Origin of the sequence: Burkholderia pyrrocinia (assembly GCF_022809715.1) — a bacterium.
GTDB classification, from domain to species: domain Bacteria; phylum Pseudomonadota; class Gammaproteobacteria; order Burkholderiales; family Burkholderiaceae; genus Burkholderia; species Burkholderia pyrrocinia_C.
In genome coordinates, this window is the sequence record NZ_CP094459.1 from 3185477 (window position 1) to 3201632 (window position 16156).

Annotated in this window: 16 protein-coding genes; 10 read left to right on the forward strand and 6 right to left on the reverse strand. The window is 70.6% G+C overall.

From position 1 onward, the window contains the following. Positions 1-93: 93 nt before the first annotated feature. From MRS60_RS14715 to MRS60_RS14725, 3 genes are all read right to left on the reverse strand, one after another. Positions 94-1401: an endoribonuclease L-PSP gene (locus MRS60_RS14715; protein WP_243564908.1), complete on the reverse strand. Its 1308-nt coding sequence runs from the start codon at positions 1399-1401 to the stop codon at positions 94-96. 87 nt (positions 1402-1488) lie between these two features. Beyond that, on the reverse strand, positions 1489-2205 hold the full coding sequence (fabG, locus tag MRS60_RS14720) for a 3-oxoacyl-ACP reductase FabG (protein WP_034179432.1): 717 nt from the start codon (positions 2203-2205) through the stop codon (positions 1489-1491). Between the two features lie 110 nt (positions 2206-2315). Beyond that, complete coding sequence (locus MRS60_RS14725; protein ID WP_034179433.1) at positions 2316-2576, reverse strand: phosphopantetheine-binding protein; 261 nt, start codon at positions 2574-2576, stop codon at positions 2316-2318. Positions 2577-3147: 571 nt separating this feature from the next. Between MRS60_RS14725 and MRS60_RS14730 the strand changes: the two genes are divergently transcribed. The 10 genes from MRS60_RS14730 to MRS60_RS14775 all read left to right on the forward strand — a co-directional run bounded on the left by MRS60_RS14730 (position 3148) and on the right by MRS60_RS14775 (position 13530). Beyond that, entirely contained in the window at positions 3148-3807 is a 660-nt protein-coding gene (locus tag MRS60_RS14730; RefSeq protein WP_243564909.1) for a hypothetical protein, read from the forward strand. Positions 3808-3871: 64 nt separating this feature from the next. Further along, entirely contained in the window at positions 3872-5626 is a 1755-nt protein-coding gene (locus MRS60_RS14735; RefSeq protein WP_243564910.1) for an acyl-CoA synthetase family protein, read from the forward strand. Next, positions 5623-6600 (forward strand): acyl-CoA synthetase, encoded by a 978-nt coding sequence (locus MRS60_RS14740; protein WP_105391379.1) that lies wholly within the window; start codon positions 5623-5625, stop codon positions 6598-6600. The genes MRS60_RS14735 and MRS60_RS14740 overlap by 4 nt, the downstream gene beginning before the upstream one ends. Continuing rightward, a complete protein-coding gene (locus MRS60_RS14745) occupies positions 6597-7253 on the forward strand; it encodes an outer membrane lipoprotein carrier protein LolA (protein ID WP_243564911.1) in 657 nt (218 codons plus the stop codon). The genes MRS60_RS14740 and MRS60_RS14745 overlap by 4 nt, the downstream gene beginning before the upstream one ends. Next, positions 7253-9715: an MMPL family transporter gene (locus MRS60_RS14750; RefSeq protein ID WP_243564912.1), complete on the forward strand. Its 2463-nt coding sequence runs from the start codon at positions 7253-7255 to the stop codon at positions 9713-9715. The genes MRS60_RS14745 and MRS60_RS14750 overlap by 1 nt, the downstream gene beginning before the upstream one ends. After that, the gene (locus MRS60_RS14755; protein ID WP_131945678.1) at positions 9712-10602 is read left to right on the forward strand and encodes a polysaccharide deacetylase family protein; all 891 of its coding nucleotides are present in this window, start codon (positions 9712-9714) and stop codon (positions 10600-10602) included. The genes MRS60_RS14750 and MRS60_RS14755 overlap by 4 nt, the downstream gene beginning before the upstream one ends. Positions 10603-10665: 63 nt before the next feature. Beyond that, a complete protein-coding gene (locus MRS60_RS14760) occupies positions 10666-11877 on the forward strand; it encodes a beta-ketoacyl-[acyl-carrier-protein] synthase family protein (RefSeq protein WP_243564913.1) in 1212 nt (403 codons plus the stop codon). Positions 11878-11885: 8 nt separating this feature from the next. Further along, positions 11886-12701, forward strand: coding sequence for a beta-ketoacyl synthase chain length factor (locus tag MRS60_RS14765; protein ID WP_243564914.1), 816 nt, complete (start codon positions 11886-11888; stop codon positions 12699-12701). Next, the gene (locus tag MRS60_RS14770; RefSeq protein WP_175750297.1) at positions 12701-13204 is read left to right on the forward strand and encodes a hotdog family protein; all 504 of its coding nucleotides are present in this window, start codon (positions 12701-12703) and stop codon (positions 13202-13204) included. Before MRS60_RS14765 ends, MRS60_RS14770 begins: the two co-directional genes overlap by 1 nt. After that, a complete protein-coding gene (locus MRS60_RS14775; protein WP_034179040.1) occupies positions 13201-13530 on the forward strand; it encodes a hypothetical protein in 330 nt (109 codons plus the stop codon). The genes MRS60_RS14770 and MRS60_RS14775 overlap by 4 nt, the downstream gene beginning before the upstream one ends. Before the next feature lie 70 nt (positions 13531-13600). Here MRS60_RS14775 and MRS60_RS14780 read toward each other — a convergent pair whose 3' ends face one another. The 3 genes from MRS60_RS14780 to MRS60_RS14790 form a co-directional block, all read right to left on the reverse strand. Further along, positions 13601-13807: a hypothetical protein gene (locus tag MRS60_RS14780; protein WP_034179041.1), complete on the reverse strand. Its 207-nt coding sequence runs from the start codon at positions 13805-13807 to the stop codon at positions 13601-13603. Between the two features lie 109 nt (positions 13808-13916). Next, entirely contained in the window at positions 13917-14660 is a 744-nt protein-coding gene (gene phbB / locus MRS60_RS14785) for an acetoacetyl-CoA reductase (RefSeq protein ID WP_105391372.1), read from the reverse strand. Positions 14661-14877: 217 nt separating this feature from the next. Further along, a complete protein-coding gene (locus tag MRS60_RS14790) occupies positions 14878-16059 on the reverse strand; it encodes an acetyl-CoA C-acetyltransferase (RefSeq protein WP_243564915.1) in 1182 nt (393 codons plus the stop codon). Between the last annotated feature and the right edge of the window lie 97 nt (positions 16060-16156).

Sequence of the window (16156 nt, forward strand, 5' to 3'; positions counted from 1 at the left end):
ACAAAAGTTTATGACTTGCCGGCGACTGGCGGCAGGCTTCGTCGACGCCGCCCGTATGCGGTGCCGGTTGCCGGATCGTGAGGTTCTCCCGCTTCATGACAGCCGCTCCACTGCGTGCCCCGCGCTCGCCTCGATCTCGACCAGCAGGTCGTCGCGGCATACATCCGCATGGACGAAGAGCGGCCGCACGCCGGGGCCGGCCGCATCGCGCAGCACCCGATCGATTTCGGCAAGCGCCGCGGCATCGCCGGCATCGCGCACGTAGACGCGATAGCTCAGGTCGGCAAGCGAGAACGGACCATGCCCCTGCCGCGCGGCCTGCTCGAGCACGGCCGCAAGGTTCGCGACCGTCTCGCGCGTTTGCGCGACGACGTCGCCGGCATGAACGGTGCGATGCCCGACGATGCTCGCGGTGCCGGATACGAACAGCACCGGCGCGGTGCCGCCATTCGCCCAGGCGGCTGCACGCGCGAACGTCGGCGCACGCGGGCCGTATTGCGCCGGATAGTGATACGCACTGACCTGGCGCGGGTTCTCGACCGGATCCGCGGGCGTGCGGCTCGCGATGAAATGGATCGCGAGCGGCGCGGCCGGCGATGCGTCGCCCGCGACCGGCACGACCGAACCGAGCGCGCACGCGGCCGGCACGCCGCCCGTCAGTGCGCGGCGGCACGCGTCGAAGGCGTGCTGACGGCCGATATTGAACTGACGATAGCGCTCGATCCCGAACTGCACGGCATTGATCGCCGGCACGGTATTCCAGATGCGCAGCGGATGCGGCATGCCGAGCGTATCGAGCACGTCGAACAGCGTGCGGTATGCATCGTGCGTCGCGCGTTCGAGCGGCGTGCCGCCGTCGCGCTGCACGTCGTGCGTTTCGTGCGTTTCGTGCACGACGATGCTGCCGAACACGAGCCCCGCCGCTTCGCTGTAGCGGTAGTGCAGCGCACCGCGCCGTTCGCTGCGCAGGTCGCGCGCATCGCATTGCCAGATTTCGCAGACGGCATCGCCCGGTGCGACGCCGGCGCCGAGCAGCGCCATCTGCACCGGTGCAACCGGCAGGTCGGGCACGGCATCGGCCAGCATTCGTGCCGCCGCATCGACGTGCGATTCTGCGTTCGATTCGTCCTGCAATCCGGCCGCGCCGATGCACACCGCGCCCAACGCGCCGGGAAACACGCGGTCGATTCCATCGCCACGCATGCGCGCATCGTGCAGCAACGCGGCGAGCCGCGCATGACTCATCTGGACGAGCCGCAGTGCGCGGTCGCCGCCGTTTGCGAGCGGCGCGCCCGATCGCGATGCGTCCGGCCCGCCTGCCGCCTGCCCGCGCGCGACCGGCGCGGTGGCTGACGACAGGGAACACGGGCGCCGTTCGGCGTCGACTGGATGCACGGACACTTCGATTTCCTCACTATGCGGCGCAGGTCGCGCGACAACGCGGCCGGCATCGCGTTGCGCGACGTCAGGCCGACGCCGCGCGTTTCGTCATGCGAGCCCGCCGTTGACGGACATCACCTGCCCCGTCACATAGGCGGCGGCGTCGGACACCAGATACGCGACCATCGCCGCGACTTCGTCGGGCCGGCCCGCGCGCTGCGCGGGCACGAGCTGCTTGATCCGTTCGGCGGGAAACGCCTGTTCGGCCATCGGCGATTCGATGATGCCGGGCGCGACCGCGTTCACGGTAATGCCGCGCGACGCAAGCTCCAGCGACAGCGATTTCGTCGCGCCGATCAGCCCTGCCTTCGCGGCCGCGTAATTGACCTGCCCGCGATTGCCGGTCACGCCGGCCACCGATGCGATGTTGACGATCCGCCCGCGTCGCGTGCGAATCATCGGCAGCAGCAGCGGCTGCGTGACGTTGAAAAAGCCGTTGAGCGTCACGTCGATCACGCTGTGCCACTGCCGACGCGACATGCCGGCCATCGGCGCGTCGTCGTGAATTCCGGCGTTGTTGACGAGGATCTGCACCGGCGCTTCGTCGGCGAGCGGCGCCAGCGCGGCGAGCGTCGCGTCGGCGTCGGTCACGTCGAACGCGATCGCGCGCGCGGTGCCGCCGGCCGCGACGATCTGCTGCGCGACCGCCTCCGCCTGCGCGAGATGGCGGTTCGCATGGACCCACACTTCATGGCCGGCCTGCGCGAGCGCCATGCAGATCGCCTGCCCGAGTGCGCCGCTGCCGCCCGTCACGAGCGAGCGCATCGAATTGCTCCGTTCATCGCGTTTCACCTCGATCGACGCGGCGGCGCATCGTCTGCCGATCGCCGCCGCATACCGTCATCACCTGCGCGTCGCGCCCGTGCGCTGCGCCGTCACTTCGTACGATGCGCGGCGACGTACGCGGCCAGCGCGCCGAGCGTCGCAAAGATCTTCTGGTTGTCCGGATTGTCCGAGCGCAGTTCGAAGCCGTATTTCTTCGAGATCAGCAGCGCGATTTCCAGGATGTCGATGGAGTCGAGCCCGAAACCTTCGCCGTACAGCGGGGTTTCGACCGTCACTGTTTCGAGCGGGACGTCTTCGAGATTCAGTTCGCCGATGATCAGCGTGGCGAGCTCTTGTTCCAGTGCGTTCATCATGCGTGCGAGCAGGCGGCCAATGGCAGCGGGAGGCGCCCGGAAACGGCAACCGTCGTGCACGCCCGGCGCGTGCAAATCTCCGTCCCTCCGGCGTCTGCCGGCGTCCCCGCCTGCGTTATTTGGGGATCGTTTGTAAAAGTTACGCGGATTCTAGACGATGGGTATCGGGCCGTATACGGGGAATGGTTACAGACTGGCGAGCCGGCGCCGCGGCCCGTTTCGTGACACGAATGCACGAGACGCTTGAGCCGCTTTGGATGGAAATGGACCGACCCCGCGAAACCGTTCGTCCGGTGCCATACAATCGGTTACAAAACCCGCACACGCCCGCCCCGAACACGCCGTGCCACGGCCCTAAAATGGGCGCACTCGACTACCGGCCCCGACCCGCGTTCCGGCCGCCATTCATATGATGTTTGACGGCCCGACCACTGCGTTCAGCCACGATCCGCCCGATGTCTCCAGTCATGCCGCGTCCGTCCTTCCGCTCCGTTCCGGTTCGCCCGTCCGTCTGCCGCCGCCTGGCGGCCGCCGGTGACGCCAGCCCACGCCCGCACGGAGGCCGCCGATGAGCAGGCTGCTGTCCATCGCGCGCGGCGTCGCGGGGGTCGGCGCCGTGGCGGCCTACCAGGCCGGCGCGCACTACGCTGCCGCGACACCCGGCGCGCACGGCTTCGGCCTCGCGATGGCGCTCGTGCCGCCGCTGCTGCTCGCGCTCGGCGCGGCGCTGCGCTCGCCGCGACGTGCATGGTTCGTGCCGGCGTGGCTGCTGGCCGCCGCCGCACTGTGGGCCGCGCGCGCGCCGCTCGCGCAGCACTTCGAATGGGGCCTATATCTGGAACACGCGAGCTTCAACGTCGCGATGGCGCTGCTGTTCGGCCGCACGCTCGCGGCAGGCGAGGTGCCGCTGTGCACGCGCTTCGCGACGATGGTCCACGGCCACGGCGCGGTCACGCCGGCCATTGCGCGCTATACGCGGCAGATCACGCTCGCGTGGACGCTGTTCTTCGTCGCGATCGCCGCCGTGTCGACGCTGCTGTTCGCGACCGCGCCGATCGTCACGTGGTCGACGTTCGCGAACTACCTGTCGCTGCCGCTCGTCGCCGTGATGTTCGCCGCCGAGCATGCCTGCCGGCGCTTCGCGCTGCCGCACGAGCCGCGGCCGCGAATGATCGAAGCCGTGCGCGCGTATCGCGCGACAACCCACGCGTCGCAGGCGTCACGATGAATTCACGGCCGGCGCGGCGCCGCAATGCGGCCGCGCCGGCCTTCGCTCCCGTTTTTACCGATTTATGCCGACTCACCCGCTGGTATTCCATTCGTCGCCGGACCAGACGATCGCCTGGCGCGACGGTGCGCCCGTCACCGTGCGCGCGTTCGTCGCCGACGTCGCGCGCGTGGCCGCCGCGCTGCCCGCCGGCGGCCACGTGTTCAACGTGTGCCGCGACCGCTACCGTTTCGCGGTCAGCCTGTGCGCGGCGCTCGTCTCCGGCAGGGTCAGCCTGCTGCCGTCGACGCACACGCCGGAAATGGTCCGCCAGCTCGCGTCGTTCGCGCCCGATGCGTTCTGCCTGCACGACGCGCCCGACTGCGCGATCGACCTGCCGCGCTTCGCGTATCCCGACGCCGCCCCCGGCGACCTCGCCGACGATGCGCCGTTCGCCGTGCCGCAGATCGATGCGGCGCGGATCATGGCGTACGTGTTCACGTCCGGTTCGACCGGCGCGCCGGTGCCGCACCGCAAGACCTGGGGCTTCCTGGTCGGTTGCGTGCGCGCGGCGGCCGACCGCCTCGGGCTGCTCGACGGTCGCGCGGCCACGCTGATCGGCACGGTGCCCGCGCAGCACATGTACGGCTTCGAATCGACGGTGCTGCTCGCGCTGATCGGCGGCCTCGCGTTCAGCAATCGCCAGCCGTTCTACCCGGTCGACATTCGCGACGAACTCGATGCGATCCCGCAGCCGCGCGTGCTCGTCACGTCGCCGATCCACCTACGCGCGCTGCTGTCGGCCGGCCATGCACTACCGCGCGCGGCGCTCGTGCTGTCGGCCACCGCGCCGCTGTCGGAAAAGCTCGCATGCGAAGCCGAGGCCGCGCTCGACGCACCGCTCGTCGAGATCTACGGCAGCACCGAGACCGGCCAGATCGCGACCCGCCGCACGTCGCAGGGCGCAGCGTGGCAGCTGTTCCCGGGCATCCGGCTCGACGCGCGCGACGAGCCCGCAAGCGACCACACGGGCGACGACGGCGGGCCGACCGTCTGGGTGTCGGGCGGACACGTCGAGGCGCCCGTGCCGATGGGCGATGCGCTCGAACTGCTCGGCGACGGCCGCTTCCTGCTGCACGGCCGCAAGGCCGATCTCGTCAACATCGCCGGCAAGCGCACGTCGCTCGCGTACCTGAACCATCAACTCAACGCGATTCCGGATGTAGTCGACGGCGTGTTCTTCATGCCCGACGAAACCGCGGCCGCGCACGCCGACACCGGCCTCGAACCGGTCACGCGCCTCGTCGCGCTCGTCGTCGCGCCGACGCTCGCTGCCGCCGATCTGCAGCGCGCGCTACGCGAGCGGATCGATCCCGCGTTCATGCCGCGCCCGCTCATGTTCGTCGATGCGCTGCCGCGCAACGAAACGGGCAAGCTGCCGCGCGACGTGCTGGCCGCGCTCGTTGCACGACACCCGCGCGCCGCGACCGCACCGCTGCCCGCACGCGACGCGGCCGACGCACCCGCGCTCGCGTTCACGATTCCCGCCGACCATCCGGCGCTGCCCGGCCACTTCCCCGGCCATCCGGTCGTGCCGGGCGTCGTGCTGCTCGATCACGCGATCCACGCGATCGGCGCGGCGCTGAACCGCCCGATGCACGCTTGGCGGCTCGGCTCCGCGAAATTCCTGAGCCCGGTCGCGCCCGGCGAGCCGCTCGATCTCGCGTTCGACGCCTCGGCCAGCGGCGCGATCCGCTTCACGCTGCGCGCCGGGTCGCGCGATGTCGCGACCGGCGTGCTGTCCGTGCCGCCGGCCGTGCAGGACGGTGCCCAGCCATGAAGCGCACCGCGTGGGCCGAACGCCAGGAGCGCAGCAACGCGGGATTGCTGCGCGCGATGACGTGGATCTCGCTGCGCTTCGGCCGGCAGCGTGCGCGCATCGTGCTGCATCTGATTGCGACGTATTTCGTGCTGTTCTCGCCGGTGGCATGCGCCGCGTCGCGCGACTACCTGCGTCGCGTGCTCGGCCGCCCCGCACGCTGGCGCGACGTGTACCGGCACGTGTTCACGTTCGCGGCGACGATCCACGACCGCATCTATCTGATGAACGGGCGCTTCGACCTGTTCGACATCCGGCTGCACGGCGAAACGCTCGTCGACGATGCGCTCGCGGGCGGACGCGGCGCGTTCCTGATGGGTGCGCACCTCGGCAGCTTCGAGGTCGTGCGCGCGATCGGCCGCACGCACCCGGACCTGCGCGTCGTCGTCACGATGTACGAGAACAATGCGCGCAAGATCAACGCGACGCTCGCCGCGGTGAATCCGGCCGCGACGCCGGAAGTGATTCCGCTCGGGCAGGTCGACTCGATGCTAAAGGTGCGCGAGCGCCTCGACGCGAACTGCATGGTCGGCATGCTCGCCGACCGCACGCTGCGCGACGACGCGGCCGCGTCGCTGCGGCGGCTGCCGCTGCTCGGCGCGCCGGCCGCGTTCCCGCTCGGGCCGCTCTACATGGCCGCGATGCTGCGACGCCCGGTGATCTTCATGACGGGCCTCTATCGCGACGGCAATCGCTACGACGTGCACTTCGAGACGCTCGCCGATTTCTCCGACGTGCGGCGCGACGCACGCGCGGCGGCCGTCGACGCGGCACTCGCGCGCTACGTCGCGCTGCTCGACAAGTACTGCCGAGCAGCGCCGTACAACTGGTTCAACTATTTCGATTTCTGGCAAGTCGGCGACGCCGCGGCCGCGCGCCGCGACGCTGCGCGCGCCGCTGCCGACCTGCCCGCCACGAGGGATTCCGACGCATGACCGCCGTTCGCCGCTTCCTGCTCCCGTTCCCGCTCGCGCTCGCGCTCGCGCTGCACCGCGGCGCCCGCTTGCTCGCCGCAACCGCCGCCGCGATCGCACTGGCCGTGCCCGCGGCGCAGGCAGCCGACGCGGCGTCGGCCTGGAACCTCGACCGGCTGATGTCGACGCTCGCGCAGCACAAGTCGGGGCGTGCGACGTTCACCGAAACGAAGTACCTGTCGATCGCCACGCAGCCGGTCGAATCGTCCGGCGAACTCGTGTTCGTCGCGCCCGATCATCTGGAAAAGCACACGCTGAGCCCGAAGCCCGAGCACCTCGTCGTCGACGGCGACATGCTCACCGTCGAGCGCAACAACCGCAAGTACACGCTCGCGCTCGCGCGCTATCCGGAACTCGGCGCATTCATCGACAGCATCCGCGCGACGCTCGCCGGCAACCGCTTCGCGCTCGAGCAGGTGTACAAGGTCGCGCTCGCCGGGCGCGGCGACGACTGGACGCTGACGCTCACGCCGCTCGACTCGCGGATGCTGAAGGTGGTCAGCACGATCACGCTCGACGGCACGCGCGACGTGTTGCGCGGCGTCGCGATCCGGCAGGCCGACGGCGATCATTCGGTGATGCGCCTGCAACCCGTTCCGGCGAATCCGAACTGATGGACGAACACACGCGCCCTTCATCGTCACCCGTCACGCGCCGCCTGCACGCGTTGCGGCAGCGCGCGGTGCTCGTGTGGCTGCTCGCGCTCGTCGCGTGCGGCGTCGCGATCGGCCGCGCGCACTTCACGGCCGACCTGTCCGCGTTCCTGCCAAACTCGCCGAGCGCCGGGCAGCGCGTGCTCGTCGACCAGTTGCGCGACGGCATCGTGTCGCGGCTGATCCTCGTCGCGATCGACGGCGGCGATGCAAGTACGCGCGCCTCAGTGTCGCGGCGCATCGCCGGCACGCTGCGCACCGATCCGCAGTTCGCGGCGGTTAACAACGGCGAAGCCGCGAACGACGCGCGCGACCGGCAGTTCGTCTTCGATCACCGCTACCTGCTGAGCCCGGCGGTCACGCCGCAGCGCTTCAGCGCCGACGGCCTGCATCAGGCGCTCGGCGACAGCCTCGACCTGCTGAGCTCGTCGGCCGGCCTCATGGCCAAGGCGATGCTGCCGCGCGACCCGACCGGCGAGGTCGCCGCGCTCGTCGACCAGCTCGACAGCGCGGCGCAGCCGGCGAACCGCGACGGCGTGTGGGCGTCGCACGACGGTACGCGCGCGGTGCTCGTCGTGCAGACCGCCGCGGCCGGCTCCGACACCGACGCGCAGGCGCGCGCGATCGACACGGTGCGCCGCGCATTCGCCGCCGCGACGCAGGCCGTGCCGAACGCGGCCGCGACCACGCTCGCGATGACGGGCCCCGGCGTGTTCTCGGTCGACATGCGCGACACGATCCGGCACGACGTCGAGCGGCTGTCGACGGCGAGCGTCGTGCTGATCGTCGCGCTGCTGCTGACGCTGTACCGCTCGCCGCGCACGCTCGCGCTCGGGTTGCTGCCGGTGCTGACGGGCGTCGCGGCCGGGATCGCGGCGGTCAGCGTCGCGTTCGGCACGGTCCACGGGCTGACGCTCGGCTTCGGCACGACGCTGATCGGCGAAGCCGTCGACTATTCGATCTACCTGTTCGTGCAATCGGCGCAGGCCGGCATGCGCGGCACCGCTCGCCCGGCCGATGCGACGCGCGCATGGCTCGCCGCGTACTGGCCGACGATCCGGCTCGGCGTGCTGACGTCCGTGTGCGGTTTCGCGTCGATGCTGTTCTCCGGATTCCCGGGCCTCGTGCAGCTCGGGCTGTATTCGATCGCCGGGCTGACGGCCGCCGCGCTCGTCACGCGCTTCGTGCTGCCGCACCTGCGCGGCGAGCATGTCGCGATCCGCGACGTGTCGCGCGTCGGCGCCGTGCTCGCGCGCGCGGCCGACGCCGCGCCGCGGCTGCGCTGGCCGCTCGCCGCACTGGTGGTCGCCGCGTGCGCGACGCTCGTGCTGCATCGCGACGGCCTGTGGAGCCGCGAGCTCGCCTCGCTCAGCCCCGTGCCGGCGCGCGCGCAGGCGCTCGACGCGCGGCTGCGCGCCGATGTCGGCGCGCCCGACGTACGCTACCTCGTCGTGATTTCCGCGCCGACCGAGCAGGCCGCGCTCGAAGGCGCCGAAAAGGTCGCCGCGCAACTGCAGCCGCTCGTCGACCAGCGCGCGCTCGCGGGTTTCGAAAGCCCCGCGCGCTACCTGCCGAGCGACGCCGCGCAGCGCGCGCGCCAGGCGAGCCTGCCCGATGCGGACGTGCTCGCCGCGCGAATGCGCGACGCCGTCGCGAACCAGCCGATCGCTGTAAAACCCGACCTGTTCGCGCCGTTCATCGCCGATGTCGAAGCCGCCCGCCACGCGCCGCTGCTGACGCGCGCGGCGTTGCGCGGCACGTCGATGGCGCTCGCGGTCGATGCGCTGCTGACCGAACGCGACGGCCGCTGGAGCGCGATGCTGCCGCTGCGCGCGCCGGACGCCGCACGCGCGGCGCAAGGGTTCGACGCAACGCCGATACGCATGACCGTCGCGCAAGCGGGCGTGCCCGATGCGCTGTTCGTCGACATGAAGGCCGAAGCCGATCGCCTGTACGTGAGCTACGTGCACGAGGACATCCGGCTGTCGCTCGCGGGTTTCGCGGCGATCGCCGTGCTGCTGCTGATCGCGCTGCGCTCGCCGCGCCGTGCCGTGCGCGCGCTCGCGCCGCTCGTCGCGGCCGTGCTGGTCGTGACGGCCGGCTTCGCGCTCGCCGGCGTGCAGCTGACGATCCTGCACCTCGTCGGCATGCTCCTGATCGTCGCGGTCGGCTCGAACTACGCGCTGTTCTTCTGCAAGCGCGACGACGCGCAGCCCGTCACGCCGTACACGCTCGTGTCGCTGCTGATCGCGAACCTCGCGACGGTCGCCGGCTTCGGGCTGCTGGCGCTGTCGCGCGTGCCGCTGCTCGAAACCTTCGGGCTGACCGTCGGCCCCGGCGCGATGCTCGCGCTCGCGTTCGCGGCGATACTCGCGCCACGCGCCGCGGCAGCCGGCGATCGTCGTCAACGGAGCCAGGCATGAACGCACCATCGTCCGTTCCGCCTCGACAGCCCGGCCAATCCGGCGTGCGCCGCTGGAAGCCGACGCCGCTGATCGCGGGCACGGTCGCGCTGCACGCGGGCGCGGCCGCCACCGTCGTCACGCAACCGGCCGCATGGCCGTGGGCCGTCGGCGGCGTGGTCGCGTCGCATCTCGCGCTGACCGCCGCCGGCCTGTGGCCGCGCAGCACGCTGCTCGGCCCGAACTGGACGCGCCTGCCGGCCGGCGCCGGCCGCCGGATCGCGCTGACGATCGACGACGGCCCGGACCCGGACGTTACGCCGCGCGTGCTCGACCTGCTCGATCGTTACGACGCGCGCGCGACGTTCTTCTGCATCGGCGATCTCGCGCGCCGTCATCCGCGCTGGATCGAAGCGATCGTCGCGCGCGGTCACGCGATCGAGAACCACAGCCAGCGGCACCGGCACTCGTTCTCGCTGTCGGGGCCCGCCGCGCTGCGGCGCGAGATCGCGGCCGCGCAGCAGACGCTGACCGAGATCGCCGGCACGCGTCCGCTGTTCTTCCGCGCGCCGGCCGGCCTGCGCAATCCGTTTCTCGAACCGGTGCTGTGCGAACTCGGCCTGCAGCTTGCGAGCTGGACGCGGCGCGGCTTCGACACGCGTGCGCACGACGCCGCGACCGTCACGCGCCGCCTGCTGCACGGCCTCGCACCGCGCGACATCCTGCTGGTACACGACGGTCACGCAGCACGCGACGCGCGCGGCGAACCGGTCGTGCTCGACGTACTGCAAGCGGTGCTGCGCGCAGCCGCCGATGCGCAACTGCACTGGACCACGCTGCGCGCGGCGCTCGCGCCCGAACCGCCCGGCCAGCCGGGCGTTCCGGCACCCCCGTTTGATAAAATCTGAACTTGAACGGCGCGCCTGCCAGCCCTGCTGCGGCACCCGTTCCGGCCACCGGATGCGACCCTCGTGAAACCTCTCCTGCTCTCGCACTTCACCGCCACCAGCTGCATCGGCCGCGGCCTCGATGCGACCCTCGACGCGCTGCGCAATGCCCGCGGCGGGCTCGCGCCGTGCGACTTCGAGCGTGCGGATCTCGACACGTGGATCGGCGCGGTGGACGGCGTCGACGAGCAACCCGTGCGCGCGGACCTCGCCGACTTCGAGTGCCGCAACAACCGCCTCGCGCAGCTCGCTCTCACGCAGGACGGCTTCGACGCCCGCGTCGCGGCGGCCGTCGCGCGCCACGGCGCGGCGCGCGTCGGCGTGTTCATCGGCACGAGCACGGCCGGCATCCTCGAGACCGAACGCGCGTACCAGCATCGAGATCCGGCGAGCGGCGCGCTGCCCACCGACTTCCACTATGCGAACACGCACAACCCGTATTCGGTGGCTGCGTTCGTGCGCACGTATTTCGCGCTGCGCGGGCCGGCGATGGCGATCTCGTCCGCGTGCTCGTCCGGCGCGAAGGTATTCGGCTCCGCGCGCCGCATGATCGAGGCCGGGTTGATCGACGCGGCCGTCGTCGGCGGCGTCGATTCGCTGTGCCTGACGACGCTGTACGGCTTCAACTCGCTCGAACTGCTGTCGCGCCTACCGTGCCGGCCGTTCGACGTTGCGCGCGACGGCATCTCGATCGGCGAGGCCGCGGCATTCGCGCTCGTCGAACGCGTGCCCGAACCGCCCGGCGCGCTCGACGGCAACGCGGTCCTGCTGCTCGGCATCGGCGAATCGAGCGACGCGCACCACATGTCGTCGCCGCATCCGGACGGGCTCGGCGCGCGAGTCGCGATCGAGCAGGCGCTCGCGTCCGCGGGCCTCGACGCGAACGACATCGATTACGTGAACCTGCACGGCACCGCAACGCCGAGCAACGACGCGGCCGAAAGCCGCGCGGTCGGCGCGCTGCTCGCGCGCACGCCGTGCAGCTCGACGAAGGGCGCGACCGGCCACACGCTCGGCGCGGCCGGCGCGCTCGAAGCGGTCGTCGCCGCGCTCGCGCTGCGCGAGCAGTTCGTGCCGGCCGGCGTCAACACGACGCAGCCCGACCCGGCGCTCGCCGCCGACTACGTGCTCGCGAGCCGCGATACGCGCGTGCGCACCGTGCTCTCCAATTCGTTCGGCTTCGGCGGCACGAATTGCAGCCTGATCCTCGGCCGCGCCGGCCACGTACGCCGTTGAGGCCCGACATGACGCTCATCGCCTTCATCGAAAGCATCGGTCTCGTCGGGCCGGGCTTGAACGACTGGCCGCACGCGGCCGACGTGCTCGCGGGCCGCGCGGCCTATGCGAGCGCACGCACCGTGCTGCCGCCGCCGGCCGGCCTGCCGTCGGCCGAGCGGCGCCGCACGGGCCCCGTCGTGCGCGTCGCGCTCGCGGTCGGCCATGAAGCGGTCGCCGCGAGCGGACGCGATGCGGCCACGCTCGCGACCGTGTTCAGCGCGTCCGGCGGCGACGGCCAGAACTGCCACGCGATCTGCGAAACCCTCGCCGGCGACGATCGCCAGCTGTCGCCGACGCGCTTCCACAACTCCGTGCACAACGCGCCGGCCGGCTACTGGAGCATCGCGACCCGCGCGATGGCGACGTCGAACGTGCTGTGCGCGCACGACGGCAGCTTTGCCGCGGGCCTGCTCGAGAGCCTGTGCCAGGTCGCGGTCGATCGCATACCGACCCTGCTGATCGCGTACGACACCGACTATCCGGAACCGCTGCGCACGGTGCGGCCGATCGACGACGCATTCGGCGTCGCGCTCGTATTCGCGCCGGAAGCGAGCGCGCGCACGCTCGCCCGCATCGACGTGCAGCTCACCGACGCGCCCGCCACGACGCTCGCGAATGCCGAGCTCGACGCACTGCGCGCCGGCAATCCGGCCGCACGCGTGCTGCCGCTGCTCGATGCGCTGGCTGCACGGCGTTCGACGCGCGTCGTGCTCGACTACCTGGCCGATACGCGCGTGCAGGTCGACATCGCGATGCCGGACGCCTTCGCGGAGCGCACGTGATGGCCACGACGATCGCGTTGATGCCGCCGCTCGACCACGCGTGGATCGCCGCGCACATTCCGCACGGCGGCACGATGTGCGTGCTCGATACGGTCGATGCGTGGGACGCCGAACGCATCCGCTGCACCGCGACGAGTCACTGCGATCCGCACAACCCGCTGCGCTCGCACGGCCGGCTCGCGTCGGTCTGCGGCATCGAATACGCGGCGCAGGCGATGGCCGTGCACGGCGCGCTGCTCGGTATGCAAGAAGAACGTCCGCGCGCCGGCTATCTGGCGAGCGTGCGCAATGTCGACGCGTTCGTCGATCGGCTCGACACGTTCGACCTGCCGCTCACCGTCGACGCGGAACGCATGAGCGGCGACGGCCGCTCGGTGCTGTACGGCTTCGCGCTGCGCTGCGGCGATCGCGTGCTGCTGACCGGCCGCGCCGCGGTGATGCTCGACGCATCGGCGGCCGGCACGTTTGCCCCGCCGCCCGCCGGCAATTCGAATCCTCGATGAAGAGACTTACACAAGGAAACCAGGTCGTGAAAGTTCGTCAGTTCATTGGCACCGCACTCGTTCTGGCGCTGCTCAGCCCGATCGCGCATGCGGACATGTCGGAAGTGAAGCAGGACATCAAGCGCGATTCGAAGGAAGCCGCGCACAAGACGGGCGAAGCTGCACGCAGCTTCGGCCACGCAACCGCGAGCGCCGCGAAGGCGGTCGGGCACGGAGTCGCACACGCGTCGCGCGAAGGCTGGGATGCCACCAAGCGCACGACGAAGCGGATCTTCCACAAGAACGACTCGGGCGAGTCGGGTGGGAAGAGCGAAAAGAGCAATTGAGCACGCGCATCGCGCGCATCATCGACTGCATGCGCGCGATGCGTGACCGTTCGTCAGTCGCGACGCCGCGTTACCGCGCGCCGCGCATGCGGCGTGCCGGCCTCGCCGGCCTGCGAGCGAAGCACTTGCCGTACGCGACGAACCAGCAATCGCGATGATCGAAGTTCCGCAGCAGCCGCGCGCGGCGCCGCTCGAGCCAGTAGAGCGAGATCGCCATCGTCAGCGCGACGGCCAGTGCCGAGCCGCCGATCGCGAGTCCCATCCAGGTTTCACCCATGCCTTCTCCGGAATGCGAGGCCGAAGCGGCGCGCCTGCCGCCGCTCCGGCACTGGATATAGCGGAACGCGGCCCGAAACGCGTGCGAACGCGGTCCGGGCCGTCGCGCGTCACTGCATGTGCTGGCCGCCGTTGATCGCGATGTTGGAGCCCGTCACGAAACCGGCCTCCTCCGAGCACAGGTAAGCGACCAGCGCCGCGACTTCCTCGGGCTTGCCGAGCCGGCCCGCCGGAATCTGCGGGAGGATCTTCGTGTCGAGGATGTCCTGCGGGATCGACGTGACCATCTTCGTCGCGAGGTAGCCCGGCGACACCGTGTTCACCGTCACGCCCTTGCGCGCGACCTCGAGCGCGAGCGATTTGGTGAAACCGTGCATGCCGGCCTTCGCGGCCGCGTAGTTGGTCTGGCCGACCGAACCCTTCGAGCCGTTCACGGACGAGATGTTGACGATGCGACCCCAGCCGCGCTCGACCATGCTTTCGCAGACGGGCTTCGTCATGTTGAACACGGAATCGAGGTTCGTTCGGATCACGGCATCCCAGTTCACCTTGTCGAGCTTGCGCAGCGTCATGTCGCGCGTGATGCCCGCGTTGTTCACGAGAATGTCGACCGGGCCGACGTCCCGCACGATCGTCTCGATGCATTGCCGGCACGAATCGTAATCGGCCACGTCCACCGGGTACGCAAGGAACTCGCGGCCGGCCGCGTGCATCTCGGTCAGCCAGCGGTCGGCGCCGGTGTTGTTCGGCGAATACGTGACGACTACCCGGTGGCCAGCGTCGTTCAACCTGATGCTGACCGCTTCGCCGAGACCGCCCATTCCACCTGTCACAATTGCAATTCGCTTAGTCATCCTATAAATTACCGACAAAAAAGTAATCGATGAATGCGGGGCGACGGCATCGCACATGCTGCCGCCCCACCGCTTCGATGCGCAGCCGCCCGCGTCGCGGGCACGGCACGCACCGGAACATCGCGCTTGTTGTTGGCTGCTTGTCGTGCGCGACAACCGCTTCGCCCGCAGGCGGCGCCGGCCGGCGCCGCCTGCGGGTCGTGTTTTCAGCCCCGGCTCAGACGCGCTCGACCGCGAGCGCGACGCCCATCCCGCCGCCGATGCACAGCGACGCCAGCCCGCGCTTCGCATCGCGCTTGGCCATCTCGTGCAGCAGCGTCACCAGGATCCGGCAGCCCGACGCGCCGATCGGGTGGCCGATCGCGATCGCCCCGCCGTTCACGTTCACCTTCGACGTGTCCCAGCCCATCTGCTTGTGCACCGCCAGCGCCTGCGCCGCGAACGCCTCGTTGATCTCCATCAGGTCCAGGTCGCCCGGCGTCCAGCCCGCGCGCTCCAGGCACCGGCGCGACGCCGGCACCGGGCCCATCCCCATCACGCTCGGATCCACGCCCGCGTTCGCATACGCCTTGATCCGCGCCAGCGGCGTCAGGCCCAGCGCCGCCGCCTTCTGCGCCGACATCACCAGCACCGCCGCCGCGCCGTCGTTCAGGCCCGACGCGTTCGCCGCCGTCACCGAACCGTCCTTCGAGAACGCCGGCTTCAGCCCCGCCAGCGATTCCGCCGTCACGCCGTGACGCACGAACTCGTCGGTCGCGAACTGCAGCGGCTCCCCCCTGCGTTGCGGAATCGACACCGGCACGATCTCGTCGTCGAAGCGCCCGGCCTTCTGCGCGGCTTCAGCCTTGTTCTGCGACAGCGCCGCGAACGCGTCCTGCTCTTCGCGCGTAATGCCGTATTCCTTCGCGACGTTCTCCGCCGTGATGCCCATGTGGTACTGGTTGTACACGTCCCACAGCCCATCGACGATCATCGTGTCGACCAGCTTCGCGTCGCCCATCCGGAACCCGTCGCGCGAGCCCGGCAGCACGTGCGGCGATGCGCTCATGTTCTCCTGACCGCCCGCGATCACGATCTCCGCGTCGCCCGCGACGATCGCGTTCGCCGCCAGCATCACGGCCTTCAGGCCCGAGCCGCACACCTTGTTGATCGTCATCCCGGGCACCGCCGCCGGCAGCCCGGCCTTGATCAGCGACTGCCGCGCCGGGTTCTGCCCCGAGCCGGCCGTCAACACCTGGCCCATGATCACTTCGCTGACCTGCTCGGGCTTGACGCCCGCACGCTCCAGCACCGCGCGGATCACCGTCGCGCCCAGCTCAGGCGCCGCAATCTTCGCAAGCGAGCCGCCGAATTTGCCGACCGCGGTCCGCGCGGCCGATACGATCACTACGTCCGTCATGTTCAGTTCCTGCTTCGAAATCAAGTTCGTCGTTCTGACGCCGGCACGAGCCGGCTGCAATTGGCGATGGCGCACGTCGGGCCATTCGGCGCGACAA